Origin of the sequence: Streptomyces sp. NPDC094032 (genome assembly GCF_040303965.1) — a bacterium.
Taxonomy (GTDB): Bacteria; Actinomycetota; Actinomycetes; order Streptomycetales; family Streptomycetaceae; genus Streptomyces.
This window is the reverse complement of record NZ_JBEOUE010000009.1, coordinates 18,523-43,039: the sequence shown is the minus strand read 5'-3', so window position 1 is coordinate 43,039 and position 24,517 is coordinate 18,523. Positions and strand designations below refer to the sequence as shown.

General features: G+C 73.5%; 16 protein-coding genes. 9 read left to right on the top strand and 7 right to left on the bottom strand.

Translation table 11 applies throughout. The features are described 5' to 3' along the window. Positions 1-15: 15 nt before the first annotated feature. The 3 genes from prfB to ABTZ54_RS15220 all read right to left on the bottom strand — a co-directional run bounded on the left by prfB (position 16) and on the right by ABTZ54_RS15220 (position 4,355). Positions 16-1,125: a peptide chain release factor 2 gene (gene prfB / locus ABTZ54_RS15230; RefSeq protein ID WP_351662538.1), complete on the bottom strand. Its 1,110-nt coding sequence runs from the start codon at positions 1,123-1,125 to the stop codon at positions 16-18. A gap of 66 nt (positions 1,126-1,191) precedes the next feature. Further along, complete coding sequence (locus ABTZ54_RS15225; RefSeq protein WP_351662535.1) at positions 1,192-2,427, bottom strand: serine/threonine-protein kinase; 1,236 nt, start codon at positions 2,425-2,427, stop codon at positions 1,192-1,194. A 128-nt stretch (positions 2,428-2,555) separates the two neighbouring features. Further along, positions 2,556-4,355, bottom strand: a complete 1,800-nt coding sequence (locus ABTZ54_RS15220; RefSeq protein WP_351662532.1) for a serine/threonine-protein kinase — start codon at positions 4,353-4,355, stop codon at positions 2,556-2,558. 511 nt (positions 4,356-4,866) lie between these two features. Between ABTZ54_RS15220 and ABTZ54_RS15215 the strand changes: the two genes are divergently transcribed. From ABTZ54_RS15215 to ABTZ54_RS15200, 4 genes are all read left to right on the top strand, one after another. Continuing rightward, the gene (locus ABTZ54_RS15215) at positions 4,867-8,793 is read left to right on the top strand and encodes an FtsK/SpoIIIE domain-containing protein (protein WP_351663028.1); all 3,927 of its coding nucleotides are present in this window, start codon (positions 4,867-4,869) and stop codon (positions 8,791-8,793) included. A 121-nt stretch (positions 8,794-8,914) separates the two neighbouring features. Continuing rightward, positions 8,915-10,282 carry an ABC transporter substrate-binding protein gene (locus ABTZ54_RS15210; RefSeq protein WP_351662529.1) on the top strand — a complete coding sequence of 456 codons (1,368 nt, stop codon included), beginning with the start codon at positions 8,915-8,917 and terminating at the stop codon, positions 10,280-10,282. Positions 10,283-10,285: 3 nt separating this feature from the next. Further along, a complete protein-coding gene (locus ABTZ54_RS15205) occupies positions 10,286-11,587 on the top strand; it encodes a carbohydrate ABC transporter permease (protein WP_351662526.1) in 1,302 nt (433 codons plus the stop codon). Then, positions 11,584-12,498: a carbohydrate ABC transporter permease gene (locus ABTZ54_RS15200; protein WP_351662523.1), complete on the top strand. Its 915-nt coding sequence runs from the start codon at positions 11,584-11,586 to the stop codon at positions 12,496-12,498. The genes ABTZ54_RS15205 and ABTZ54_RS15200 overlap by 4 nt, the downstream gene beginning before the upstream one ends. A gap of 50 nt (positions 12,499-12,548) precedes the next feature. Here the strand turns inward: ABTZ54_RS15200 and ABTZ54_RS15195 are convergent, their stop codons facing one another. Next, complete coding sequence (locus ABTZ54_RS15195) at positions 12,549-13,154, bottom strand: TetR/AcrR family transcriptional regulator (protein ID WP_351662520.1); 606 nt, start codon at positions 13,152-13,154, stop codon at positions 12,549-12,551. A gap of 155 nt (positions 13,155-13,309) precedes the next feature. On the opposite strand from ABTZ54_RS15195, the gene ABTZ54_RS15190 reads away from it, so the two are divergent. The 3 genes from ABTZ54_RS15190 (at position 13,310) to ABTZ54_RS15180 (ending at position 16,368) form a co-directional block, all read left to right on the top strand. Further along, positions 13,310-14,239: an ABC transporter permease gene (locus ABTZ54_RS15190; protein WP_502997253.1), complete on the top strand. Its 930-nt coding sequence runs from the start codon at positions 13,310-13,312 to the stop codon at positions 14,237-14,239. Continuing rightward, positions 14,226-14,978: an ABC transporter ATP-binding protein gene (locus tag ABTZ54_RS15185; protein WP_351662517.1), complete on the top strand. Its 753-nt coding sequence runs from the start codon at positions 14,226-14,228 to the stop codon at positions 14,976-14,978. Before ABTZ54_RS15190 ends, ABTZ54_RS15185 begins: the two co-directional genes overlap by 14 nt. Before the next feature lie 85 nt (positions 14,979-15,063). Beyond that, a complete protein-coding gene (locus ABTZ54_RS15180; RefSeq protein ID WP_351662514.1) occupies positions 15,064-16,368 on the top strand; it encodes a glycosyltransferase 87 family protein in 1,305 nt (434 codons plus the stop codon). Positions 16,369-16,453: 85 nt separating this feature from the next. On the opposite strand, the gene ABTZ54_RS15175 is transcribed toward ABTZ54_RS15180, so the two are convergent. After that, on the bottom strand, positions 16,454-21,412 hold the full coding sequence (locus tag ABTZ54_RS15175; RefSeq protein WP_351662511.1) for an NAD-glutamate dehydrogenase: 4,959 nt from the start codon (positions 21,410-21,412) through the stop codon (positions 16,454-16,456). A gap of 387 nt (positions 21,413-21,799) precedes the next feature. Here ABTZ54_RS15175 and ABTZ54_RS15170 point away from each other — a divergent pair, with 387 nt between their 5' ends. Then, the gene (locus ABTZ54_RS15170) at positions 21,800-22,357 is read left to right on the top strand and encodes a DJ-1/PfpI family protein (protein WP_351662435.1); all 558 of its coding nucleotides are present in this window, start codon (positions 21,800-21,802) and stop codon (positions 22,355-22,357) included. Positions 22,358-22,602: 245 nt separating this feature from the next. Here ABTZ54_RS15170 and ABTZ54_RS15165 read toward each other — a convergent pair whose 3' ends face one another. Then, positions 22,603-23,262 (bottom strand): HAD family hydrolase, encoded by a 660-nt coding sequence (locus ABTZ54_RS15165; protein ID WP_351662432.1) that lies wholly within the window; start codon positions 23,260-23,262, stop codon positions 22,603-22,605. Between the two features lie 21 nt (positions 23,263-23,283). Beyond that, a complete protein-coding gene (locus ABTZ54_RS15160; RefSeq protein WP_351662429.1) occupies positions 23,284-23,790 on the bottom strand; it encodes a DUF6912 family protein in 507 nt (168 codons plus the stop codon). A 287-nt stretch (positions 23,791-24,077) separates the two neighbouring features. On the opposite strand from ABTZ54_RS15160, the gene ABTZ54_RS15155 reads away from it, so the two are divergent. After that, entirely contained in the window at positions 24,078-24,482 is a 405-nt protein-coding gene (locus ABTZ54_RS15155; RefSeq protein ID WP_351662426.1) for an Rv3235 family protein, read from the top strand. The last annotated feature ends 35 nt before the right edge of the window (positions 24,483-24,517 follow it).

Genomic DNA, 24,517 nt, shown 5'->3' with positions numbered 1-24,517 from the left:
GGTGCGGACGGGCGACTAGCTCGCCTGTTCCTGCTGCTTGCGCCAGCGGATGCCGGCCTCCAGGAAGCCGTCGATCTCGCCGTCCAGGACGGACTGCGGGTTGCCGACCTCGAACTCCGTGCGGAGGTCCTTGACCATCTGGTACGGGTGGAGGACGTACGAGCGCATCTGGTTGCCCCAGGAGCTGCCGCTGTCCTTGAGGGCGTCCATCCTGGCGCGCTCCTCCTGGCGCTGGCGCTCCAGGAGCTTGGCCTGGAGGACGTTCATGGCGCTCGCCTTGTTCTGGATCTGGGAGCGCTCGTTCTGGCAGGAGACCACGATGCCGGTCGGGAGGTGGGTGATGCGCACCGCCGAGTCGGTCGTGTTGACGCCCTGGCCGCCGGGGCCGGAGGCGCGGTAGACGTCGATGCGGAGGTCCGACTCCTCGATCTCGACGTGGTCGGAGGACTCGACGACCGGGAGGATCTCGACGCCCGCGAACGAGGTCTGGCGGCGGCCCTGGTTGTCGAAGGGCGAGATGCGGACCAGGCGGTGGGTGCCCTGCTCGACGGAGAGGGTGCCGTAGGCGTACGGGGCCTTGACCACGAAGGTCGTGGACTTGATGCCGGCCTCTTCCGCGTACGAGGTCTCGTAGACCTCCGTGGAGTAGCCGTGGCGCTCGGCCCAGCGCAGGTACATGCGCTGGAGGCGCTCGGCGAAGTCGGAGGCGTCGACGCCGCCGGCCTCGGCGCGGATGTTGACCAGCGCCTCGCGCTCGTCGTACTCGCCGGAGAGGAGGGTGCGGACCTCCATCTCGTCGAGCGCCTTGCGGACGGACGTCAGCTCGGCCTCGGCCTCGGCCCGGGTGTCCGGGTCGTCCATCTCCTCGGCGAGCTCGAAGAGCACCCCGAGGTCGTCGATGCGGCCGCGCAGCGCCTCGGTCTTGCGCACCTCGGCCTGGAGGTGCGACAGCTTGCTGGTGATCTTCTGCGCCGCCTCCGGGTCGTCCCAGAGGGACGGGGCCGCGGCCTGCTCTTCGAGCACGGCGATGTCTGCCCTCAACTTCTCGAGGTCCAGAACGGCCTCGATCGACCCCATGGTCGAGGAGAGGGACTTCAGCTCTTCGGATACATCGACGACTGCCACGCGTCCAGCGTAACGGCTCCGGGCCGGGAGCCGGACCTGTGGATGCCGAAGGATGCCGAAGGGCTCCTACGGTTGTGAGGACTGCTTCGAGTCCTGTGGCGGGGTCTCCGTGTCGCCCGACACCGCCAGGTAGCCGCCCGCCCCCAGCGCGCCCGCGAGGACGACCGCGGCGACGGTGAGCGTGATCCGGCGTTTGCGGACCGTCTCGGCCTTGTGCCGGGCGGCTCCGGGCCGCCTGGCGCTCGCCGACCTGGGCGCCCGCGCGGTGCCCAGCGGGCCGCCGGAGAGCTCGTCGGGGCCGGGCACCCGCATGGAGGTGTGGGTGTCCCGGTTGGAGTCGGTCGAGGCGCCCGGGACGAGCGGGACGGCGGCCCGGCGCGGCGCGGGCTCGCCCGTACCGGTCGGGAAGGGGTCCTCCTCGTACGCGGGCTCCGCCGCCGGGTCCGCGTCGGGCTCGTCCACGTCGAGCGGCGGGATGCCCTTGAGCAGCGGCAGTACGTCCCTGAGCCGGGTGCCCAGCTCCGAGGCGCGCAGCCGGGAGGCGGGGGCCTTGGCGAGGCACTGGACCAGGAGCTGCCAGAGCTCCTCGGGGATGCCGGGGAGCGGGACGACGGTCTCGGTGACGTGGCGGCGCAGGACAGCGCCGGGGTGGCCGCCGCCGAAGGGAGTGAAGCCGGCGAGCAGCTCGTACAGGACGGTCGCCAGGGCGTAGATGTCGACGGCGGCGCGCGGCGGCAGGCCCTCGACGATCTCGGGGGCGAGGTAGTCGGGGGTGCCGATGATCCGGGTGGCCTTGGTGCGGCCGGGGGTGTCGATCAGCTTGGCGACGCCGAAGTCGGTGAGGAGGGCGGGGTGGGCGCCGCCGGGGCCGAGCGGGCCCTCCATGTCGAGCAGGATGTTCTCGGGCTTGACGTCCCGGTGGACGACCCCGGCCTTGTGGGCGGCGGCGAGGCCGTCGGCGACGTCGGCGATGATCGCGACGGCTGCCTCGGGCGCCAGCCGGCGTTCCCGGTCGAGGCGGGTGCGCAGGTCGGTGCCGCGGATGAGGTCCATGACCAGCGCCAGGTCGTTGCCGTCGACGACGAGGTCACGGACGGAGACGACGTGCGGGTGGTCGAGTCCGAGCAGGGCGGTGCGCTCCTGGACGAAGCGGCCGACGAGCTCCTGGTCGGAGGCGAGGTCCTCGCGCAGCAGCTTGATGGCGACGGGGCCCTCGGGGCCCTCGCCGAGCCACACCGTGCCGGCGCTGCCCCGCCCGAGGATCTGGTGGGCCGTGTAGCGGCTGCCGATATTCCGTGCCAAGACTGCTCCCTCAGCGGCTGCGGTTCGCGTCAAAGTTACGCGGCCGAGGGCGCTCACCGGCACTTCCGAGGGGAAATCACCCCTCGGAAGTCGACAAAGAGACAGAACCGGCGTCCACTGCCGCCTTTTTACTGCCCCGTACCGCCGGTAGTACCGCCGCTCGCGGAATCGCCGATCGACGACACCCAGTCCGCGATCGAGCTGATCCCGTCGCCGATCGCCTGCCAGTAGCCCTTGCCCTGGGCGACCCAGTCCTGGAGCGGGGTGAGCTCCCAGACGAGCCAGCCCGCGATCACGAACAGCACGATCGTGAACAGGCAGCCCTTGAGGCAGCCGAGGCCGGGGATCCGCATGGGGTTCGCGGTGCGCTGGCGCGGCGGGCGCGGCTCGCGCGGCACGGGGGCCGGCGCCGGGGCGGGCGGAGGGGCCTGCGGCGGCGTGTACTGCTGCTGCGGGGGCTGGGGCGCGTACTGCTGCCGCTGGGGCGGCTGAGGCGCGTACTGCTGAGGCTGGGGCTGCTGCTGGTACTGCTGCGGCTGCGGCGGGCGCTGCGGCTGCTGGTACTGCGGGGGCCGCTGCTGCCCCTGATACGGCTGCGGCTGCCCCTGCGGGTGCTGCCCCTGGTACTGCTGGGGCTGATGCTGCGGCTGCGGCTGCGCCTGGCGCTGCGGGCGGCGGCGCAGGGGGTCCTGGCTCGGGTCCAGGTACTGCATCTGCGTCTGCTCGTTGCGGTCGCGGACCGCGCGCAGCTGGCTCTCCCACGGGTGCGGCTCGTCGCTCTGCGGCGCGGACTGCGGCGGCTGCGGGGGTACGGGGGGCATGACGGCGGTCGGGTCGGCCGCGCCGGTCGCCGGGAGCAGCGCCGTCGGGTCCGCCGCGCCCGCCGGGCCGCCGAGCGGGCCGCCCGTGGGCATCACGCTGGTCGGCGCCGCCGGGTCGTACTGCCCGGCACCGCTCGGCAGCACCTGGGTCGCGCCGGCCGGGTCCACGCCCGGGGTCTGCGGGACGGGCGCCGGGGCCGGGTCGGGGGCGAGGAGGGCGCCCACGCCGTCCGCGGCCTCGATCTGGGCCGGGGTGGCGTGCACGCCGATGCCGGCGGCGACCGTGCGCAGGCCGCGGGCCAGGTTCTCGGCGCTGGGCCGCCGGTCCGGGTCCTTGTCCAGGCAGCGCTCTATCACCGTCCACAGCGGCCCGGGCACGGTCGAGGGGCGGCGCGGCTCCTCGCTCAGGTGCCGGTGCAGGACCTCCAGGGCCGTGCCGCCGGCGAACGGCGGGCGGCCGGTGACCAGCTCGTACAGCAGGATTCCGGCGCCGTAGATGTCGACGGCGGAGGTCTGCGGGCGGCCCTCGGCGGACTCGGGGGCGACGTACGCGGGCGTGCCGACGAACTCGTGGGTGCGGGTCAGGCCCGGGGAGTCGGCGAGCCGCGCGATGCCGAAGTCGGTCAGCATCGGGAACATGGCGCCGTCCCGCTCGGCGAGCAGCACGTTGGCGGGCTTGAGGTCGCGGTGGACCACCCCGTCGGTGTGGCTCGCGGCGAGGGCGTCGGCGATCTGCGCGGTCAGCAGCGCGGCGGCGACCGGGGTGAGCGGGCCGTTCTCGCGGATGTAACGGTGCAGGTCGGGGCCGTCGACGAGGTCCATGACCAGGGCGAGGAGGTCGCCCTCGACGACGAGGTCACGGGTGCGCACGATGTTGGGGTGGGTCAGCCGGAGCAGCACGGACCGCTCGCGCAGGAAGCGCATCACGATGTCCGGGTCGCCGGCGAGCTCCTCCTTGAGGACCTTGATCGCCACGGTCTCGCCGGGCTGGCCCGCGACGGCCGCCTCGGCGCCGGCCGCCTCCCGCTGGCGGGCTCGCCAGACGGTGCCCGTGGCGCCGCGGCCGAGCGGCTCCTCGAGCAGGTACTTGCTGCCGATAGGCCGCACGTCACGCGCTCCCTGCTGATCGTGGTCCTGGGGGGGCCTTGGGTGGATCTGAGGAGGGTCCCCGGGGTTCCTGTGTGTTCTGTGACCCGTCCGGGTGTCCGACCCACTTTAGTGCCGCCGAACGGGTCATCGACCGTGCACGGGAGGGCGTATTCCGGTGGGTCGGGCGGGGCCGGCCGGGGGATGTCGCCGGGTGCGGCCCGCGAGGGGACGGGTCCGGCCTGTCCGGAATGGAGACGCCCGGTACGCGCCGGAGGTTGCCGGAAGCGACGCGAGACATACGTAACCAGGCGTTTTCGCGTCGACGAGCGACCGAACAAGATCACTTCTGGTCGACCCGTGGGCGGGTTGTCAGCGGCAGGTGCGAGGATGCGTGCAGCACGTCGTGTCGAGGGTCGGGAGCCCTCGCGCCGTGCCGACCTGAACCGGACGACGCGTCCGTGCCGGGTGGGGGGAGTCAGTGGGCGGTCCCCCCGCCGGGCACGCCGCGCAGAAGGGACCGCTGACGGCGATGCAGATCCGGCTGACCGTCCTCGCACCGCACGCCGGCCACGGCGCGGGGCGCGCCTGCGACGTGCTCGTCACCGCCCCCGCGGGGACGGAGCTGGCCGCCGTGGCCTCCTCGCTCGCCGCGGCCGTCGCGGGCCCCGACACCTCCTCCTCCGGCACGACCGTGCTCTACGCGGGCGGGGAGCGGCTCGACACCCGGCGCTGCCTGCTCGGCGAGCCGCCGCTGGTCGACGGGGCGGTGCTCTCGCTCCAGGTGCCCGGCCCGGACGACGGGATAGGCGAGGGCGCCCCGGCCCGGCTGCACGTGGTGGCGGGGCCGGACGCCGGCGGCGTGCATCTGCTGCACGGCGGAGCGATCAGAATCGGCCGTTCCGTCGACGCGGACGTGCCGCTCGACGACCCGGACGTCTCGCGGTCCCACTGCACGGTGACGGTCGGCCCCGACGGCCGCGTGGCGGTCACGGACCAGGGCTCCACGAACGGGACGACCCTCGACGGCGCCCCGGTCGGCCCGCGGCCCGTCCGCTTCCCGCCGGGCGCGGTGCTGCGCGTCGGCGAGTCCGCGCTGCGGCTGACGGGCGGGAGCGGCGCGGGCGGCTCCGGCGGCCCCGGCGGGGCCTCCGCCGACGCCGGCCTCCCCACGACACCGGACGGCGAGGGACACCTCCGCGTGCCCCGCGAGGCCACCGCGTCGGGCGTTACGGGCGTTACGGGCGTTACGGGACAGGGGACGCGCCCCGTCGCGTACGCACCGCCGTACGGCCCGGGAGCGGTCTCCGAGGACGCCACCTTCGGCGGCTCCCACGGCGTCGGAGCCCCGGACGGTCACTCGCGCGCGCAAGAGCCTCCGGGGGCCGAGGGCGAGACCGAGATCGAGGCGCACAGCCGCACCCGCCAGACCCGCAAGCGCGGGCTCGGGGCGTGGGCGCGGCGGCTCGCGGGCGGCAAGGACGACGCCGGGAACGGCGAGTACGGCGTGGCGCCGGTGCCGGCGTTCGCCGAGACCAGGCCCGGCAGCCTGCCCGGCACCGCCGCGGCCGGTCCCGCGCCCTCGCCCGACAGCTGGCCCGACCCCGCCGCCGTCCTCCTCACCGCGCTCGGCCCCGGCCGGCGCCTGTGGGAGCGGGGCCTCGACCACCCCGAGGCCCTGGTGGTCCGGCTCGGCACGACGGACCGCGCCGAGCTGTCCGGAGTGCCCGTCACGGTCGGTCTGCGCGAGGCCGGTTCGCTGGGGCTCGCCGGTCCCGGCGGGCGGCTCGCGGGTCTGGCCCGCTCGGTCGTCGCCCAGCTGGCCGCGCTGCACTCCCCCGGCGACCTGGAGATCGTCCTGATCAGCGCCGACCGGAGCCGCCCCCTTGAGGAGCGGCGCCGGGCCTGGGGCTGGCTCGGCTGGCTCCCGCACGCGCGGCCGGTGCACGGCCAGGACTGCCGGCTGCTCCTCGCGTACGACCGCGAGCAGGCGCAGGCGCGGCTGACCGAGCTCACCCGGCGCCTGGACGACGGCCCGCTCGGCGCGGGCTGGCCCAGCGCGGACCGGGCCGCGGTCGCCGAGGCGGCCGCGCACCACGAGGGACCGGCGACGGTCGTGGTCCTGGACGGCGACCCCGGTTCCGCCGCGCTGCGCGAGACGGCGGCGCGGCTCGCCGGGGCGGGCGCCGCCGCCGGTATCCATCTGATCTGCCTCGCCGAGGCGCCCGCCGCCTCGCCCGCCTCCCCGGTGGCGGCGACGTACGAGGAGGCCTGCGCCGCCTCCTTCGCCTTCCGCGAGTGCGGGGCGGCGGCGCTGCTCAGCGGTGACGTGGCCACGGCGCTGCGGCTGCTGCGGACGGCCGGCGGCCGGGTCGCGGGGCACGGCACGGTCGGCGTCGTGGACGCGGTGTCGGTGGCGTGGGCGGACCGGTTCGGGCGGGCGCTGGCCCCCTTGCGTACGGAGACGGCCGCGGGCGCGGGGCAGGGGCGGTCCGCCGCGCTGCCGCCCTCGGCCCGGCTCCTGGACGAGCTGGGCCTGGCCCGGGCCACCCCGGCGTCGCTGATGGCGCGCTGGGCCTCGGCCGCGGACGGCACGGCGGTCCTGGGCGCGGGCCCGCGCGGGCCGGTGGCCGTGGACCTCACGGCGGAGGGCCCGCATCTGCTGATCGAGGGCCCGGCGGGCAGCGGCCGCACCGAGCTGCTGCGTGCCATCGCCGCCTCCCTGGCGGCGGGCGGGCGCCCGGACCGGCTCGGGCTGCTCCTGGTCGACGGCGCGGGCGGCGAGCGCGGTGAGGGCCTGGCGGCCTGTACGGAGCTGCCGCACGTCACCGAGCATCTGGTCGCTTCCGACCCGGTGCGGATGCGGGAGTTCGCGCAGGCGCTGGGCGGCGAGCTGAAGCGCCGCGCGGAGCTGCTCGGCGACACCCACTTCGCGGACCGCCGCTCCGGCCGCCTGATCGGCCAGCGCGCCGCGAGCCCCGCCGAGTCCGTCTCCCCACCCCCACGCGCCACCGTCCGCCTCCCGGACGCCCGCACGGGCGCGCCGGACCTCACGGACCGCCCGAGCGGCCGCACCCTCCGCACCAGCGGGGGCGACCTGGGCGACACGCCGAGCGGGCGCCTGCCGCGCGCGGGGGCGGGCGACCTAGGCGGTACGCCGAGCGGGCGCGTACCCCGCGCGGGGGCGAGCGACCTCGGTGGCACGCCCAGCGGGCGGCTGCCGTACCCCGGGGCGGGCAACGTCGGCGACACGCCGAGCGGCCGCGTGCCCCGCACGGGGGCGAGCGACCTTGGCGGCACGCCGAGCGGGCGCCTGCCGCACCCCGGAACGGGCAACCTCGGCGACACCCCGAGCGGCCGCGTGCCCCGCACGGGAACGGGCCACCTCGGCGACACCCCCAGCGGCCGCCTCCCCCACCCCGGCACCGGCGACAGCACCCGCACCCCCTACCCGAGCTCCGGCGCCCACACCCCGCCCCCCGGCTCCGACCTCCTCGGCGACCGCCCGAGTGGCCGCACCCTCCGCACCAGCGGGGGCGACCTCGGCGACACGCCGAGCGGGCGCGTGCCCCGCGCGGGGGCGGGTGACCTCGGCGGCACCCCTAGTGGTCGTCTGCCCTACCCCGGGGCGAGCGACCTCGGCGGCGCCCCCAGCGGCCGCCTCCCCCACCCCGGAACGGGCCACCTCGGCGACTCCCCGAGCGGCCGCCTCCCCCACCCCGGCACGGGCGACCTCGCCGACACCCCCAGCGGCCGCCTCCCCCGCCCCTCCGCCGGCGACCTCGGTGACCGTCCCAGTTCCCGTACCCATCGGCTCGGCGCCGACGACCTCACGTACCTCCCCAGTGGGCGTACGGGGCGGACGGCGCAGCCGGGGGGTGGTGAGGTGGCTGCCGGGTCGCAGTCGGCCTCGGAGGGGGTCGGGTCGTTGCCTCGGCTCGTCGTGCTCGTGGACGACTTCGACGCGCTGGTCGCGCCCGCGCTCGGCGCGCCGGGCCGGCCGGCCGCCGGGTCGGTGGTGCGGGCGCTGGAGGCGGTCGCGCGCAACGGTGCCCGGCTCGGGGTGCACCTGATCGCCGCGTCCGCGCGGCCGGACCGCACGGTGGACACGGAGCTGGCGCACGGCGCGCGGCTGCGGATCGTGCTCGACGCGCCGCCCGCGACGGCCGGTCCGGACGAGCCGCAGCCGGGACGCGGGCGCCTGGGGCATCCGGACGGCCGGGTGACACCGTTCCAGACGGGCAGGGTCACCGGCCGCATCCCGCGCACGGCGACGCTGCGTCCGACCGTGGTCCCGCTGGAGTGGGAGCGGATGGGCGATCCGCCCACCCGCCGCCCGGTCCGCGAGCTGGGCAACGGCCCGACGGACCTGGCCCTGCTCGCCAGCGCCCTGGACCGGGCCGCCAGGTCGGTCGAGGCCACTCCCGTACCGCCGCTGACCTCACCCACCCACGCCTGACGGCACGTCACGAGCCCATCACGATCCCCCTCTTGACACGGAAGGCGGTATTGCGGGCCCCGGGCGCCCGGCGTAGACCTGAGCCCACGGGACCAGGAAACGCGGGAGAGGCGGGGCTCGGATGCGTGGCAGCGGAACTCTTCGGATCGGCGCCGTGGCGGCGCTCGTCGCCCTCACGGCCACGGCGTGCGGCAGCGACGGCGGCGGGCACACGGACATCGGCCCCTCATGGAGCGCGAGCCCCGGCCCCGGGGTCTCCCTGCCCGCCCTCCTGGGCGAGAAGATCGAGGTGGCGGCCGTCTGGACCGGCCCCGAGCAGGAGAACTTCGCCAAGGTCCTGAAGGAGTTCGAGAAGCGCACGGGCTCGGCCGTCTACTTCGTGCCCGCGCAGGACCCGATCGTGAACTTCCTCGGCACGAAGATCGCCGGCGGCTCCCCGCCCGACGTGGCGCTGCTCCCGCAGGTCGGCGCGATCCACCAGGCCGTCGCGCAGAAGTGGCTCAAACCGCTCGGCCCGGAGGCGAGGGCCCAGCTGGCGAAGAACTACTCGAAGGGCTGGCAGGACCTCGGCACGGTCGACGGCACCCCGTACGGCGTGTACTTCAAGGCCGCCAACAAGTCCCTGGTCTGGTACAACACCGCCACCTTCGACGCCGCGGGCGCCGGCGAGCCGAAGACGTGGAAGGAGCTGCTCACGACCGCCGAGACGATCTCGGCCTCCGGCGTCGCCCCGGTATCCGTCGGCGGCGCGGACGGCTGGACCCTCACCGACTGGTTCGAGAACGTCTACCTCTCCCAGGCCGGGCCCGAGAAGTACGACCAGCTGGCCAAGCACACCATCAAGTGGACGGACCCGTCCGTCACCCGCACCCTGACCACGCTCGCCGAGCTGTTCGGCAAGCCGTCCCTCCTCGCGGGCGGCACCAGCGGCGCGCTCCAGACGGAGTTCCCCGTCTCCGTGACCCAGACCTTCACCGGCGGCGACCGGGCGAAGGCCGCGATGGTCTTCGAGGGCGACTTCTCCGCCGTCAACATCGCGCAGACCGGCGCCAAGATCGGTACGGACGCGAAGGTGTTTCCCTTCCCGGCCGTCGGCGACGGCGGCACGGCCCCGGTGGTGACCGGCGGCGACGCGGCCGTGGCGCTCAAGGACACCAAGGGGGCGCAGGCCCTGCTGACCTTCCTCGCCTCGCCCGAGGCGGCCCGGATCTGGGCGGCCGAGGGCGGCTTCGTCTCCCCCAACAAGGCCCTGGACAAGGCCGCGTACCCGAACGAGGTGCAGCGTGAGATCGCCACGGCGCTGATCGGCGCGGGCGACACGTTCCGCTTCGACATGTCGGACCAGATGCCGCAGTCGTTCGGCGGGACGCCCGGCAAGGGCGAGTGGAAGGCGCTCCAGGACTTCCTCAAGAACCCGAAGGACATCGCGGGGACCCAGGCCAGGCTGGAGGCCGACGCCGCCAAGGCGTACAAGGCGACCAAGGGCTGACCGGTGACCCGCGCCCGCCCCCGGTCCACCACCGCAGCCGCCCTCTTCCTCCTCCCCGCCCTCGTCCTGCTCGGCGCGCTCGTCGTCTACCCCATCGGCTACTCGCTCCAGCGCTCCCTCTTCGACAAGGCGGGCGACTCCTTCGCGGGCCTGGACAACTACGTCACCCTGTTCACCGACGAGTCGATCCGCACGGCCGTCCGCAACAACCTCGTCTGGGTGGTCGTCGCCCCCACCGTGGCGACGGCGCTCGGTCTGGTCTTCGCGGTGCTCACCGAACGGGTGCGCTGGGGAACGGCGTTCAAGCTGGTGGTCTTCATGCCGATGGCCATCTCGATGCTCGCCGCCGGGATCATCTTCCGGCTGGTGTACGAGCAGGACCCGGACCGGGGGGTCGCCAACGCGGTCTGGGTGGGCGTGCACGACACCTTCGCCGAGGCCTCGGGCTTCCCACGGGCCCGTCCGCTGCCGGTGCACCCGCTGAAGGACGCGGGCGGCGGGGCGTACGTCACCAAGTCCCCGGTCCGCGCCGGGGAGATCGCCCGGCTGCCGCTGATCGGCGTGGCGCCGGGGCGGATGCCCGAGGGCGCCCGCCCGGCCCGTACGCCCGCGCCGGCCGCCGACGCGATCACCGGCACCGCCTGGCTGGACTTCACCCGGGGCGGCGGCGGGAGGCCCAACGTCGTCGACCCGAAGGAGCTCGGTCTCAAGGGGCTGCGGATCGAGGCGGTGAAGGACGGCGTCGTCGTCGCGCGCGCCACGGCCGCCGCCGACGGCACCTTCACCCTGCCCCGGGCCGCCGACGGGGCCGTCCTGCGGCTCCCCGCCGGCAACTTCCGCGAGCAGTACGACGGGGTGGAGTGGCTCGGCCCCTCGCTCGTCACGCCCGCGATCATCGGCAGTTACGTGTGGATGTGGGCCGGCTTCGCGATGGTGCTGATCGCCGCGGGCCTCGCGGGTCTGCCGCGCGAACTCCTGGAGGCGGCCCGGGTCGACGGGGCGAACGAGTGGCAGGTGTTCCGGCGGATCACCGTGCCGCTGCTCGCGCCGGTCCTGGCGGTCGTCCTGGTGACCCTGATGATCAATGTGCTGAAGATCTTCGACCTGGTCCTCATCATCGCGCCGGGCTCGGCGCAGGACGACGCCAACGTGCTCGCGCTCCAGCTGTACCGCTCGTCCTTCGGCACGGACGCCGACCTGGGGGTGGGTTCGGCCATCGCCGTGCTGCTCCTGCTGCTCGTGCTGCCGGTGATGGCGTTCAACATCCGCCGGATGCGCCGCGCCCGAAGGGAGACCCACCGATGAGCCCCAGCCCGGCCCGGCCGCTGACCCGATCCCCGTACGGGCCCCCGACCCGGTCCCCGGCCCGCCCCCTAGGGGCCCGGATCGCCGCCCGTGTCGCCGGCGGCGCCGTACGGGTCTTCCTCGTCCTGGTCGCCCTGTTCTGGCTGATGCCGACGTTCGGGCTGCTCCTCTCCTCGCTGCGCTCCCCGTCCGACATCGCCTCGGGCGGCTGGTGGCAGGTCTTCGCCACGCCCGCGCAGCTCACCACCGAGAACTACCGGCACCTCCTCGCCGACCCGACGATCACCGACTCGCTCGTCTCCACGGTCCTGATCACCGTCCCGGCCACCCTCCTGGTCATCGTGATCGGCGCGCTCGCCGGCTACGCCTTCGCCTGGCTGGACTTCCCCGGCCGGGACTGGTGGTTCCTGGTGGTCGTGGGCCTGCTCGTGGTGCCGGTCCAGGTGGCGCTCGTACCGGTGTCGAAGCTGTTCGGCACGGTCGGGATCTTCGAGACGACCCTGGGCGTGGTGCTGTTCCACACGGCCTTCGGGCTGCCGTTCGCGATCTTCCTGCTGCGGAACTTCTTCGCGGAGATCCCGCGCGAGCTCCTGGAGGCGGCCCGGCTCGACGGGGCGGGCGAGATCCGCCTGTTCACGCGCGTGGTGCTGCCGCTGGGCGGCCCCGCGGTCGCCTCGCTCGGCATCTTCCAGTTCCTGTGGGTGTGGAACGACATGCTGGTGGCGCTGATCTTCGCGGACGCCCAGTCGCCGCCGATCACGGTGGCGCTCCAGCAGCAGGTACGCCAGTTCGGCAACAACGTCGACGTGCTCGCGCCGGGCGCCTTCGTGTCGATGGTGATCCCGCTGCTGGTCTTCTTCGCCTTCCAGCGGCAGTTCGTGTCCGGGGTGATGGCGGGCGCGGTGAAGTAGGGCCCCTGCCCCCGCCCCGTACCCGTCCCGTACGGACTACCCCGTACGGGCTACGCCCGCAGCGCCGCCACCGCCGACCGGGCGAGGTCGTCGAGGTAGCCCTTCGGCGTCCCGGTGCGGACCACGACGAGCCGCCAGTAGAGCGGGCCGACGACCAGGTCGAGGGCGCGGTCCGGGTCGGCGCCCTCGGGCAGTTCGCCGCGGGCGACGGCCTCGCGGACGACCTGGGCGACGACGCCCTGCTGGCTGTCGAGGAGGGCGGCCTTGATGGCCTCGGCGATCTCGGGGTTGCGCACCGACTCGACCAGCAGGTCCGGGATGACCTGCGAGGCCACCGGGTGGCGCAGGGCGTGCGAGGCGAGCTCCAGGAGGGCGCGTACGTCCCCGAGGAGCGAGCCGGTGGAGGGCGCGGGCAGGCCCTGGACGGCGACGGCGCCGACGAGGTCGAGGACCAGGGAGAGCTTGGACTTCCAGCGACGGTAGACGGCGGTCTTGCCGACCCCGGCGCGGCGGGCGATGCCCTCGATCGACATCCGGGCGAAGCCGACGGCGGCGAGCTCCTCGAAGACGGCGGCGCGGATGGCCTCGGTGACGTCCTCCCGGAGCACGGCGGCTCCCGCGGGGGTGCGGCGTGGGGTCCCGGAAGGTGTCGTCATGCCCAGGATTTTAGCCAGCGATTACCTGGGCGTAAACGACACGACGACACGGTTGCGTTCCGACGCAGCCGCCCCCTACTCTCCCCGTAGCGACGATACGGACCCGTTCCATCGAAACAGGAGCGGTACCGAGAGCGAAGGCGACCCCCGTGACCGTGACGACCCACACCCTCGACGCCCCCGAGGCCCCCGCCGTACCCCCCGCACCCCCGACCTCCGAGGAGCTCCAGGCCCTAGCCCGGCGCCACGGCCTGACCGTGAGCGGCGCACGGCCCTCCCTCCCCGCGTACACCCGGCAGATCTGGGCCCGGCGGCACTTCATCACCGCCTTCGCGACGGCCAAGCTGACCGCGCAGTACAGCCAGGCCCGGCTCGGCCAGGTCTGGCAGGTGATGACCCCGCTGCTCAACGCGGCCGTCTACTACGCGATCTTCGGCGTCCTCATGGACGTCCAGCGGGGCGTCCCCGACTACGTGCCGTTCCTGATCACGGGCGTCTTCGCCTGGACCTTCACCTCGCAGACGATCATGACCGGCACCCGGGCCATCAGCGGCAACCTGGGCCTGGTCCGCGCCCTGCACTTCCCGCGCGCCAGCCTGCCCATCGCGCTCGCGCTCCAGCAGCTCCAGCAACTGGTCTTCTCGCTGGGCGCCCTGGTCGTGATCCTGTTCTGCTTCGGCGAGTTCCCGCGCCCCGCCTGGCTCCTGGCGATCCCCACCCTGCTGCTCCAGACGCTGTTCAGCACCGGGCTCGCCCTGGTGATGGCCCGGCTCGCCTCCCGCACGCCGGACATCGCGCAGCTCATGCCGTTCGTGCTGCGCACCTGGATGTACGCCTCCGGGGTCATGTGGTCGATCCAGCACCTGGCCGGCAGCGGGCGCTTCCCGCACCTGGTGGTGCTGGCACTTCAGTGCAATCCGGCGGCCGTGTACATCGACCTGATGCGCTTCGCGCTGGTCGAGAGCTTCACGGGCGCCCAGCTCCCGCCGCACGTCTGGGCGGTGGCGACCGGCTGGGCGCTGCTCGCCTTCGTCGGCGGGTTCGTCTACTTCTGGAAGGCGGAGGAGCGCTATGGCCGTGGCTGAGCACGAGACCCCGGACGCGGCGGCGGCGCCCGACCGCGAGCCGACCGTCATCGCCGACGGTGTCCACGTCACGTACACCGAGCGGGGCGGCGCCGGGCGCAAGCCGCACACCGTGCACGCCGTCCGGGGCGTCAGCTTCGCCGCGTACCGGGGCGAGGCGATCGGCCTGATCGGTTCGAACGGATCGGGCAAGTCGACCCTCCTGAAGGCCGTCGCGGGCCTGCTGCCCACCAGCGAGGGCCGGATCTACACCCGTGGCCACCCGGCGCTCCTCGGGGTCAACGCCGCCCTGATGGGCGACCTGACGGGCGAGCGGAACGTGGTCCTCGGCGGGCTCGCGATGGGCATGAGCCGCAAGGAGATCGGCGAGCGCTACGCCGGGATCGTCGAGTTCTCCGGGATCAACGACAAGGGCGACTTCGTCTCGCTGCCGATGCGCACGTACTCCTCCGGCATGGGCGCCCGGCTCCGCTTCTCCATCGCCGCCGCGCGCAGCCACGACGTGCTGCTCATCGACGAGGCCCTGGCCACCGGCGACGCGCGGTTCCGCCGCCGCAGCCGGCGGCGGATCGACGAACTGCGCGCGGAGGCGGGCACCGTCTTCCTGGTCAGCCACTCGAACTCGACGATCACCGAGACCTGCGACCGGGCCCTGTGGCTGGAGGCGGGAACGCTGCGGATGGACGGCCCGGCGGACGAGGTCGTGGCGGCGTACGAGGAGTTCACCACGTCCGCCTAGGTCACCTGCCCGCACCCGCCGCGTTCACCAGTACGGACCCCAAGACCGGTAAGAACCAGGACATACCGGACTAGAGTGCGGAGGGATGACGACCGACCCGCCGCCCCCGCCCGGTGCGCCCGGCACGGCCCGTACGGAGTCCGCGCCGCCCGCCCTCACCCGCTCCCCGTTCGAGTCGGAGACCTTCACCTCCGCGACCTTCGTGACCGTCGGCCTCGGCCCCCGGCTCGCCCTCGCCGCGCTCTGGGTGCTCACCCGCGCCGGAATGCTCTATCTGCTGCACCGCGACAACCTCGGCATCGGCGGCGTCGCCAGCGAGGTGCACGTCCTCTACCGGCACTGGTACGGCCTGTTCGCCCAGGGCACCTTCCCGCCCGACGACGCCACCTGGCAGTACCCGCCCGGCGCGGGCCTGGTCATCATGTCCCCCGGGATCCTGCCCTGGCTGACCTACTTCCAGGGCTTCGTCCTGCTCACCCTCCTCGCCGACGCGACCGTCGCCGTGGCCCTCGCCCGCGCCGACGGCGCCCGGCTCACCCACGGCGCCTGGTACTGGGTCCTCGGCCTCCCCCTGCTCCTGCACATCCCGCTCGCCCGCTACGACGTGCAGACCACCGCCCTCGCCGTGCTCGCCCTGCTCGCCCTCACGGCCCGCTCCCCCGCCGCCCACCGGATCGGCGGGGCGCTCGCCGGGCTCGGCGCCCTGGTCAAGGTCTGGCCCGCGCTCACCCTGATCGGCACCCCGCGCGGCCGCACCACCCGCGAGGCCTGGACCGCCGCCGCCGTCACCGCCGGGGTCCTCCTGCTCACCCTGACGCTGCTCTTCTCCGACGCGCTGGGCTTCCTGCGCCAGCAGGGCAACCGGGGCATCCAGATCGAGTCCCTGGGCGGCACGGGCCTCGCCGTGGCCAGGGCGGCCGGGCTCTGGCCGGGCACCGTCCAGTTCCGCTACGGCGCCTACGAGTACGTCGGCCCCTACGTCTCCACCGTCGGCCACGTGGCCCTGCTGCTGACCGTCGCCGCCTTCGGCTGGCTGGTCCTGTGGCGGATGCGCGCCCGCTCCTGGACGGGGGCCACGCCGCTCGACGCCGCGTTCGCCGCCGTGCTGCTCTTCACCGTCACCAGCCGGGTGATCAGCCCCCAGTACATGATCTGGCTGCTCGGCCTGGCCGCCGTCTGCCTGACCTCCCGGCAGACGGTCATGCGCCCGGTCGCCCTGCTCCTGCTCCCGGCCGCCGCGCTGAGCTCCCTCGCGTATCCCGTGCTGTACGCGGACGTCGCCGCCGGCACCTGGACCGGCCTCACGGTGATGGTGCTCCGCAACGGCCTGCTGCTCGCGGCCGCGGCCCTGGCGGCCCGCCGCCTGTGGACCGGCTCGGTCACCTCGTAGAAGCGGATACGGGAAAGCGGATACGGGAAAGGGGGCGCCCCCACCGGTACGAACCGGTGGGGGCGCCCCCTTCGCGTATCCGCGACTAGCTGTGCGTCCGCAGCAGCGTGCGCATCGTCCGCATCGCGACCGAGAGGTTCGCCAGGTCGAAGCCCTCCGAGCCCTGGATCTCCTCCAGGGTGGTGCGCGCCCGGCCCAGGATCGCCGCGTTGTCGTCCTCCCAGGCCTTGAACCGCTCCTCCGGCGTGGAGGTGCCGTTCCCGGCCGCCAGGACGTCCGCCGTGAGCCCGGCGTGCGCGGCGAACAGGTCCTCACGGATGGAGGCGCGGGCCATCGACTGCCAGCGGTCGCTGCGCGGCAGCTCGATGATCCGGTCCATCAGGTCGGTGATCCTCAGCCGGTCGGCCAGGTCGTAGTAGACCTCGGCGACCGCCAGCGGGTCCTGGCCGGTGCGGTCCGCGATGGCGACGATGTCGAGCGTCGGGAACGCGGACGAGAACCCGGCCACGCGCAGCGCCAGCTCCTCCGGGACGCCGACCTCGGTCAGCTCGGCCAGGATCGACTCGTACCACTCCAGGTCCGAGCCGCGCAGCAGCTGCGGCAGCTTCTCCCAGACCAGCTCGACGCGCTCGGCGAAGAACTCGATGGTCTCGCCGATCTGGAGCGGCTGCGGCCGGTTGTTGAGCAGCCAGCGCGTGCCGCGCTCGACCAGGCGGCGCGAGTGCAGGCGCATCCGGGTCTGGAACTCGGCCGGCACCTTGTTGTCGAGCGCCTCGACGGCGTCCCAGACCTCGCCCAGGCGGAAGATCGCGCGGGCCGCGGCCTGCGCCCGGACGATCTCCTCGATGGACGCGCCCGACTCCTCGCGGAGGCGGTGCAGGAAGGTCGAGCCACCGGTGTTGACGGTGTCGTTGACCAGCACCGTGGTGATGATCTCGCGGCGCAGCGCGTGGTTGTCGACGGCCTCGGTGAACTTCTCGCGCAGCAGCGTCGGGAAGTACGCGTGCAGCAGCCCCCGCAGGTACGGGTCGTCCGGCAGATCCGTACCGATCAGCTCGTCGGCCACCGTGATCTTGGTGTACGCGAGGAGGACGGCGAGCTCGGGCTGGCTCAGGCCCCGGCCGCTGTTGAGCAGCTCGCGGATCTGCCGGTCGTTGGGCAGGAACTCCAGCGCGCGGTCGAGCGCCCCGTCGCGGCCCAGGCGGCGCATGAAGCGCTGGGCGGCGTGCAGCAGGGACGGCGACTGGGCGACCGCGTTGGCCAGGGCGGTGTTCTGCGCGTAGTTGTTGCGCAGGACGAGCGCGCCGACCTCGTCGGTCATCTCGGCGAGGATCTTGTTGCGCTGCTTGACGGTCATGTCGCCCTCGGCGACCAGACCGTTGAGCAGGATCTTGATGTTGACCTCGTGGTCGGAGGTGTCGACGCCGGCGCTGTTGTCGATGGCGTCGGTGTTCACCTTGCCGCCGGTGCCCTCGGGGCCGCCGGAGCGGGCGAACTCGATGCGGCCGAGCTGGGTCGCGCCGAGGTTGCCGCCCTCGCCGATGACCTGGGCGCGGACGTCCTGGCCGTCGACGCGGATGGCGTCGTTGGCCTTGTCGCCGACCTCGGCGTTGGTCTCGGCCGAGGACTTCACGTAGGTGCCGATGCCGCCGTTCCACAGCAGGTCGACCTGCGCGTGCAGGACGGCCTTCATCAGCTCGGCCGGGGTCATCTTGGTGACGCCGTCCTCGATGCCGAGGGCGGCCCGCACGTGCGCGTTGACCGGGATCGACTTGGCGGTACGCGGGTGGATGCCGCCGCCGGTCGACAGGAGCGAGGTGTCGTAGTCGGCCCAGGACGAGCGGGGCAGCTCGAAGAGGCGGCGGCGCTCGGCGTACGAGGTGGCCGCGTCCGGGGTCGGGTCGAGGAAGATGTGCCGGTGGTCGAAGGCCGCGACGAGGCGGATGTGCTCGGAGAGCAGCATGCCGTTGCCGAAGACGTCGCCGGACATGTCGCCGACGCCGACGACGGTGAAGTCCTCGGTCTGGGTGTCGTGGCCCAGCTCGCGGAAGTGGCGCTTGACCGACTCCCAGGCACCGCGGGCGGTGATGCCCATGCCCTTGTGGTCGTAGCCGGCCGAGCCGCCGGAGGCGAAGGCGTCGCCCAGCCAGAAGCCGTACGACTCGGCGACACCGTTGGCGATGTCGGAGAAGGTCGCGGTGCCCTTGTCAGCGGCGACGACCAGGTAGGTGTCGTCCTCGTCGTGGCGGACCACGTCGACCGGGGGCACGACCTCGCCGGCGACCAGGTTGTCGGTGATGTCGAGCAGCGCCGAGATGAAGGTCTTGTACGAGGCGATGCCCTCGGCCAGCCAGGCGTCGCGGTCCACGGACGGGTCCGGGAGCTGCTTGGCGACGAAGCCGCCCTTGGCGCCGACCGGGACGATGACGGTGTTCTTCACCATCTGCGCCTTGACCAGGCCGAGGATCTCGGTACGGAAGTCCTCGCGCCGGTCGGACCAGCGCAGACCGCCTCGGGCGACCTTGCCGAAGCGCAGGTGGACGCCCTCGACGCGCGGCGAGTACACCCAGATCTCGAAGGCCGGGCGGGGCGCCGGGAGGTCGGGGATGGCCTGCGGGTCGAACTTCATCGACACGTAGGAGTGCTGGCGCCCGGCCGCGTTCTTCTGGAAGAAGTTGGTCCGCAGGGTCGCCTTGATGACGGTGAGGAAGGACCGCAGGATCCGGTCCTCGTCGAGGGAGGCGACCTGGTCCAGGGCGCCGTCCAGCTCCTCCAGGAGGCCGTCGATCAGCTCGGTGCCCGCACGCTGGCGCTCCGGGGCCATCCGGGCCTCGAAGAGGTTGATCAGCAGCCGGGTGGTGTGGACGTTGTTGCGGAGGGTGTCCTCCATGTAGTCCTGGCTGAAGGTCGAACCGGCCTGGCGCAGGTACTTCGCGTAGGCGCGCAGCACCATCGCCTCGCGCCAGGTGAGCCCGGCGGACAGGACGAGCGAGTTGAAGTTGTCGTTCTCGGCCTCGCCGGTCCAGGTGGCCGCGAAGGCCTCCTGGAAGCGCTCGCGGGCGTCCTCGCCGATGTAGTCGCCGCCGTTGCCGGTGGGCGTGGGCATCCGCAGACCGAAGTCGTAGATCCAGGAGTGCGGGCGGTCGGCGCAGCGCAGCTCGTACGGGCGCTCGTCGGTCACCTCGACACCGAGCCGGTTGAGGACCGGCAGGACGGCGGAGAGGGAGATCGGGTCGCCGGTCTTGTAGATCTTGAAGCGGCGCTCGCCCGCGCCGGAGGCGACGGGCTCGTACAGGGAGAGCGCGAAGTCCTTGTCGCTGTCGGCCAGGGCCTCCAGGTGGACCAGGTCGGAGACGGCGGCGCGCGGCGAGTGGTCGGCCTTGTAGCCCTCGGGGAAGGCGTTGCCGTAGCGGCGCAGCAGCTCGGCGGCGCGCTCCTCGCCCAGCTCGGCGTTGAGCGCCTCGCCGAAGCCGTCGGCCCAGGAGCGGGCGGCGTCGGCGAGCCGGGCCTCGATGCGGTCGACGTCGGCCTCGGTCAGCTTGGCCAGATCGGTGCCGGGCTCGACGCGGATGACGAAGTGGAGGCGGGAGAGGATCGACTCGGTGTTCCAGGCCGTGAAGTCGACGCTGGTGCCCTGGAGCTCCTCCTTCAGGAGGTCGATGATCCGCAGCCGGACGCGGGTGGTGTAGCGGTCCCGCGGCAGGTAGACGAGGGCCGAGTAGTAGCGGCCGTACTCGTCCTGGCGCAGGTAGAGCCGCAGCCGGCGCCGCTCCTGGAGGTACAGGACGCTGGTGACGATGGCGCGCAGCTCGTCGGCCGGGGTCTGGAAGAGCTCGTCGCGCGGGTAGGTCTCCAGGATCTGGAGCAGGTCGCGCCCGTCGTGGCTGCTCGGCGAGAAGCCGGCGCCCTCCAGGACCTCCTGCACCTTGCGCTTGACGACCGGGACGCGGCGCACGGACTCGGTGTAGGCGGCCGAGGAGAACAGGCCGAGGAAGCGGCGCTCGCCGATGACGTTGCCGTCGGCGTCGAACTTCTTCACGCCGACGTAGTCGAGGTACGAGGGGCGGTGCACGGTCGCGCGGCTGTTGGCCTTCGTCAGGACCAGCAGCTTGTGCTCGCGCGCCTTGGCGCGGGCGTCGGCGGGCAGCCGGCTGAACGAGGGCGAGACGGGGTGGGCGTGCGGGTCCTCGCCGCTGTGGTGCGGGTCGGCGCGCAGGATGCCGAGTCCCGTGCCGGGGACGGCGGACAGGGCGTCGCCGTTGACCAGCTCGTACTCGCGGTAGCCCAGGAAGGTGAAGTGGTCGTCCGAGAGCCAGCGCAGCAGCTCGCGGGCCTCCTCGACCTCGGTGGGCCGCAGGTCGGCGGGGGTGGGCTCGTCGGGCAGGGCGTCGGCGATGCGCAGCGCGGCGTCGCGCATCTTCTCCCAGTCCTCGACGGTCTCACGGACGTCGGACAGGACGCGCAGCAGGTCGGCGGCGATCTGCTTGAGGTCGGCCTTGTCGGTCTCGCGGTCGATCTCGACGTGGATCCAGGACTCGACGAGCGCGTCGTGCGGCAGGGCGCCCTTCGGCTGCTCGGTGAGCACCTCGATGAGCTTGCCGGTCACGTCGCGGCGGACGAGGACCTGGGGGTGGATGACGACGTGGATGCCGCGGCCCTGGCGGGACAGCTCGTTGGTCACGGAGTCCACGAGGAACGGCATGTCGTCGGTGACCACCTCGACGACGGAGTGGCTGCAGGTCCAGCCGTTCTCCTCCACCGTCGGCGTGTGGACGCGGACGCTCGCGGTGCCCTGGGGACGGTTCTCCGCGAGGCGGTAGTGCGAGAGAGCGGCGCCGAAGACGTCGACGGGGTCGCGGTCCGTCAGGTCTTCCGGCGCGGTGTGCAGGTAGTAGCGCTGGAGGTAGTCGAGCAGGGTGTCACGGTCCGGACGCTCCCCGTTCTCCGGCCCTGTCGGAAGTCGCCCCCCGACCGGGCTGTTCTCAGCTACCCGGGCGGCCCGATCGAGCAGCTCGGCCTTGGCTTCGTCCAGCTTGGTCTGCATGTCCTCTGACTCCTGTCGCGCGCCATTGCGTGACGTCGGTGGAAGAAAGGGCACAACGCCACGACGCGGTGGTACCGGTCGAGGTCGACGTTATGCCGCGATGAGAGATGTCCGGGCGCATATCGGCCATCACGGCCGTCGTGCCCGGACGGAACGGATCGGCGAACGCACCATCGGCCCGGTCGCCGTGGCGAACCGAGCGGAGGCCGGGGGCCGCACTGCCCCCTCGGCGTATCGCGCTGATCACGGGAAAAGCCTATCGCTGTTGACCCCCGGACCGTCATGGTCCTTATGTGTACAAAACCAGGGGGGGAAGTTTGACACTGTGGACAGCGACGAATGGTTACCCGGGGCATACCGACCGACGAGCGCTCTTGGGGAGACGCAGTGGCGAAGATTCTGATCGTGACCGGTGACGCGGCGGAGTCGCTGGAGGTGATGTACCCGTACCAGCGCCTGCTGGAGGAGGGGTACGAGGTCGACATCGCGGCCCCCGCCCGCAAGCAGCTCCGCTTCGTGGTCCACGACTTCGAGCCGGGCTACGACACGTACACGGAGAAGCCGGGCTACACGTGGCCGGCCGACCTGGCCTTCTCGGAGGTCGACCCGGGCGAGTACCTGGCCGTGGTCATCCCGGGCGGCCGCGCCCCGGAGTACCTGCGCAACGACCCGGAACTCCGCAAGATCCTCAAGTCCTTCTTCGACGCGGACAAGCCCGTGGCCCAGATCTGCCACGGCCCCCTCCTGACGGCCGCGACCGGCAGCCTGGAGGGCCGCCAGGTCACGGCGTACCCGGCCCTGGAACTCGACATGCAGGCAGCCGGCGCCACCTTCCAGGACGCGGCCGCCGTAGTGGACGGCACCCTGGTCTCCTCCCGAGCCTGGCCGGACCACCCGAGCTGGATGCGCGAATTCCTGAAGGTCTTGCGAGACACGAAGGCGTAAGGAGGCCTGCGGCCGGGGGTTTGTGGGCAATCGTTCCGCAGGGCGGAACGGGTGGGCACAAACCCCCCACCGGGCCGCACGGCCCCCTCCCCGGCACCGCCCGCAGCCGCCAACGGCGCCCGGCCCCCCACGGGAAGTCCCGCAGACGTCGTCGTTGTCGCACGGGTGGTGCGGGTGGGAAACACAGCCCGGCCGGAGGCCGGGCGCACCCCCACCGGCGCGGCACCGCGCCGGAAAGCCCCGCCCTAGACCAACCCCTCCGCCACCGCCACCGCCTCCGCGAGCGAGTCGACCACCGGCACCCCCACCCGCTCCAGCGACGCCCGACTGTGCGACCCCCCGGTGTAGAGCACGGCCCGCGCCCCCACATGCGCCGCGGCCACCGCGTCGTCCGCCGCGTCCCCGATGACCACGACCCGCTCCGCCGGCACACCCTCCAGCGCCGCGAGATGCCGCACCATGTTCGCCGACTTGCCGTCCGTGGACCGGTCCACCCGCCCGTCGACCCGCAGGAACCGCTCCGCGATCCCGTGCCGCCGCACCAGCGGCAGCAGCTCCTCGTGCGGCGCGAGCGACAGCAGCGACTGGGTGAAGCCGGACGCCTGCCGCCCCGCCAGCAGCTCCGCCGCGCCCGCGGTCAGCCCGCAGCCCTCGGCCCGCTGCCAGTAGTGCCGATGGAAGGCGCCGTCCATCACCGTCCACTCCTCGGACGTGGGCAGCCGCCCCATCAGCCGCTCGTAGAACTTCGGCACCGGCACCGTGTACAGCTCGCGGTACCGCTCCAGCGTGATCGGTTCGAGCCCCAGCTCCGCGAAGGCGGCATTGGTCGCCCCGATCACCGCGCCGATGTCGTCGAGCAGTGTGCCGTTCCAGTCCCAGACCAGATGCTTCCCGTGCTTCCCCATGCAGGCACGGTACCGGTCGGCTCAGCCCAGCAGCGCCGGGATCTCCTGCACCCCGTACCAGAGCAGCTCGTGGTCCTCGGCGCCGTCCACGACGAACTGGGCGTCGTCGTCGCCCTGGTCCGCCGCCCCGAGCGCGTCCGCGGCGGCCGTGACGTCCGCCCGGGCGTCGTCCGCGTCGGCGTGCACGGCCGCGGCCTTGGCCAGCGACACGGCCCCGGCGATCCGGACCTCACCGAGCGCGCTCGCGTCGAGCCCCCGGTCGGGGTCGACGGCCGCGTCCTTGTCGGCCACGTCCACCGCGACGACGATCCGGCGCCGCGCCGCCCCGGGGTCACCGGCGAGCAGCCGCAGCGAGGCCGCGGCGGCGCGGTTGAGGGCCGCGTACTCCAGCTCCTCGATGTCGTCGGAGACGTACCACTCGCGCAGCGCGGGGGTGACGGCGTAGGCGGTGAGGGGCCCGGGGCCGAGCTCGCCCGCCTTGTGCGCCTGTGCGAGACCGGGAAGGGTCAGGGGGACGTAGACGCGCATGGCTGGCCGCTTTCGTAGTCGGAGACGCCCTCAGGATACGTGTGGAGTCCCCCTTCGGGGCCCCCGGCCCGACCCCTCCCCCCGTCACCCCGGGGAGTCGCGCCCCCAAGGCCCCATGGGCCCCCGGAGCCCCTCGTCACCCAGATAGGTGAATCGCCGCGCGCCCCAGCACACGCATGCGCGCCCCTTGCCCGGACGCCCGCCACCCCCGTACAAGATCCCCAAGAAGTTACCGACTGGTACCAGTCGATGACTCACCGCGACGATCGCGACGAACGGGGACCCCGATGACCACGCACACCCCCACCCGCCCCGCAGGCCCCGCAGGCACCGGCCCCCGCGGCCGTGCCGGCACCGCCCCGCGCCGGACGGCACCCCCGCACGTCCTCTTCGCCGAGAAGCTGCTCGCGGTGCTCAGCGGGGAGCGCCCGGTGCACTGGATGCTCGGTCACACCATCGGCGAGGCGTACGAGCAGCTCGTCCGGCTCGCCCCGACGACCCCGCTGCGCTCCTGCGGCCCCCGCCCGGTCCTGCGCCACTGCTCGGCGCGCCCACCGGGCCCGGGCGCCGTCGAGGTCTGCGCGACGATCGCGACCGGCGAGCGGGTCCGCGCCATGGCCTTCCGCCTGGAACGCGGCCGGGACCGCCGCTGGCGCTGCGCGGCGGTGGAACTCGACGGCCTGCCCTCGTAGCCGTACGCACGCATGGCCGTACGTACGCCGAGGGG

Coding starts and splice junctions, on each gene's coding strand:
- ABTZ54_RS15215 (WP_351663028.1), top strand. CDS start 4,867: ATGCAGATCCGGCTGACCGTCCTCGCACCGCACGCCGGCCACGGCGCG.
- ABTZ54_RS15210 (WP_351662529.1), top strand. CDS start 8,915: ATGCGTGGCAGCGGAACTCTTCGGATCGGCGCCGTGGCGGCGCTCGTC.
- ABTZ54_RS15200 (WP_351662523.1), top strand. CDS start 11,584: ATGAGCCCCAGCCCGGCCCGGCCGCTGACCCGATCCCCGTACGGGCCC.
- ABTZ54_RS15195 (WP_351662520.1), bottom strand. CDS start 13,154: ATGACGACACCTTCCGGGACCCCACGCCGCACCCCCGCGGGAGCCGCC.
- ABTZ54_RS15185 (WP_351662517.1), top strand. CDS start 14,226: ATGGCCGTGGCTGAGCACGAGACCCCGGACGCGGCGGCGGCGCCCGAC.
- ABTZ54_RS15180 (WP_351662514.1), top strand. CDS start 15,064: ATGACGACCGACCCGCCGCCCCCGCCCGGTGCGCCCGGCACGGCCCGT.
- ABTZ54_RS15175 (WP_351662511.1), bottom strand. CDS start 21,412: ATGCAGACCAAGCTGGACGAAGCCAAGGCCGAGCTGCTCGATCGGGCC.
- ABTZ54_RS15165 (WP_351662432.1), bottom strand. CDS start 23,262: ATGGGGAAGCACGGGAAGCATCTGGTCTGGGACTGGAACGGCACACTG.
- ABTZ54_RS15160 (WP_351662429.1), bottom strand. CDS start 23,790: ATGCGCGTCTACGTCCCCCTGACCCTTCCCGGTCTCGCACAGGCGCAC.
- ABTZ54_RS15155 (WP_351662426.1), top strand. CDS start 24,078: ATGACCACGCACACCCCCACCCGCCCCGCAGGCCCCGCAGGCACCGGC.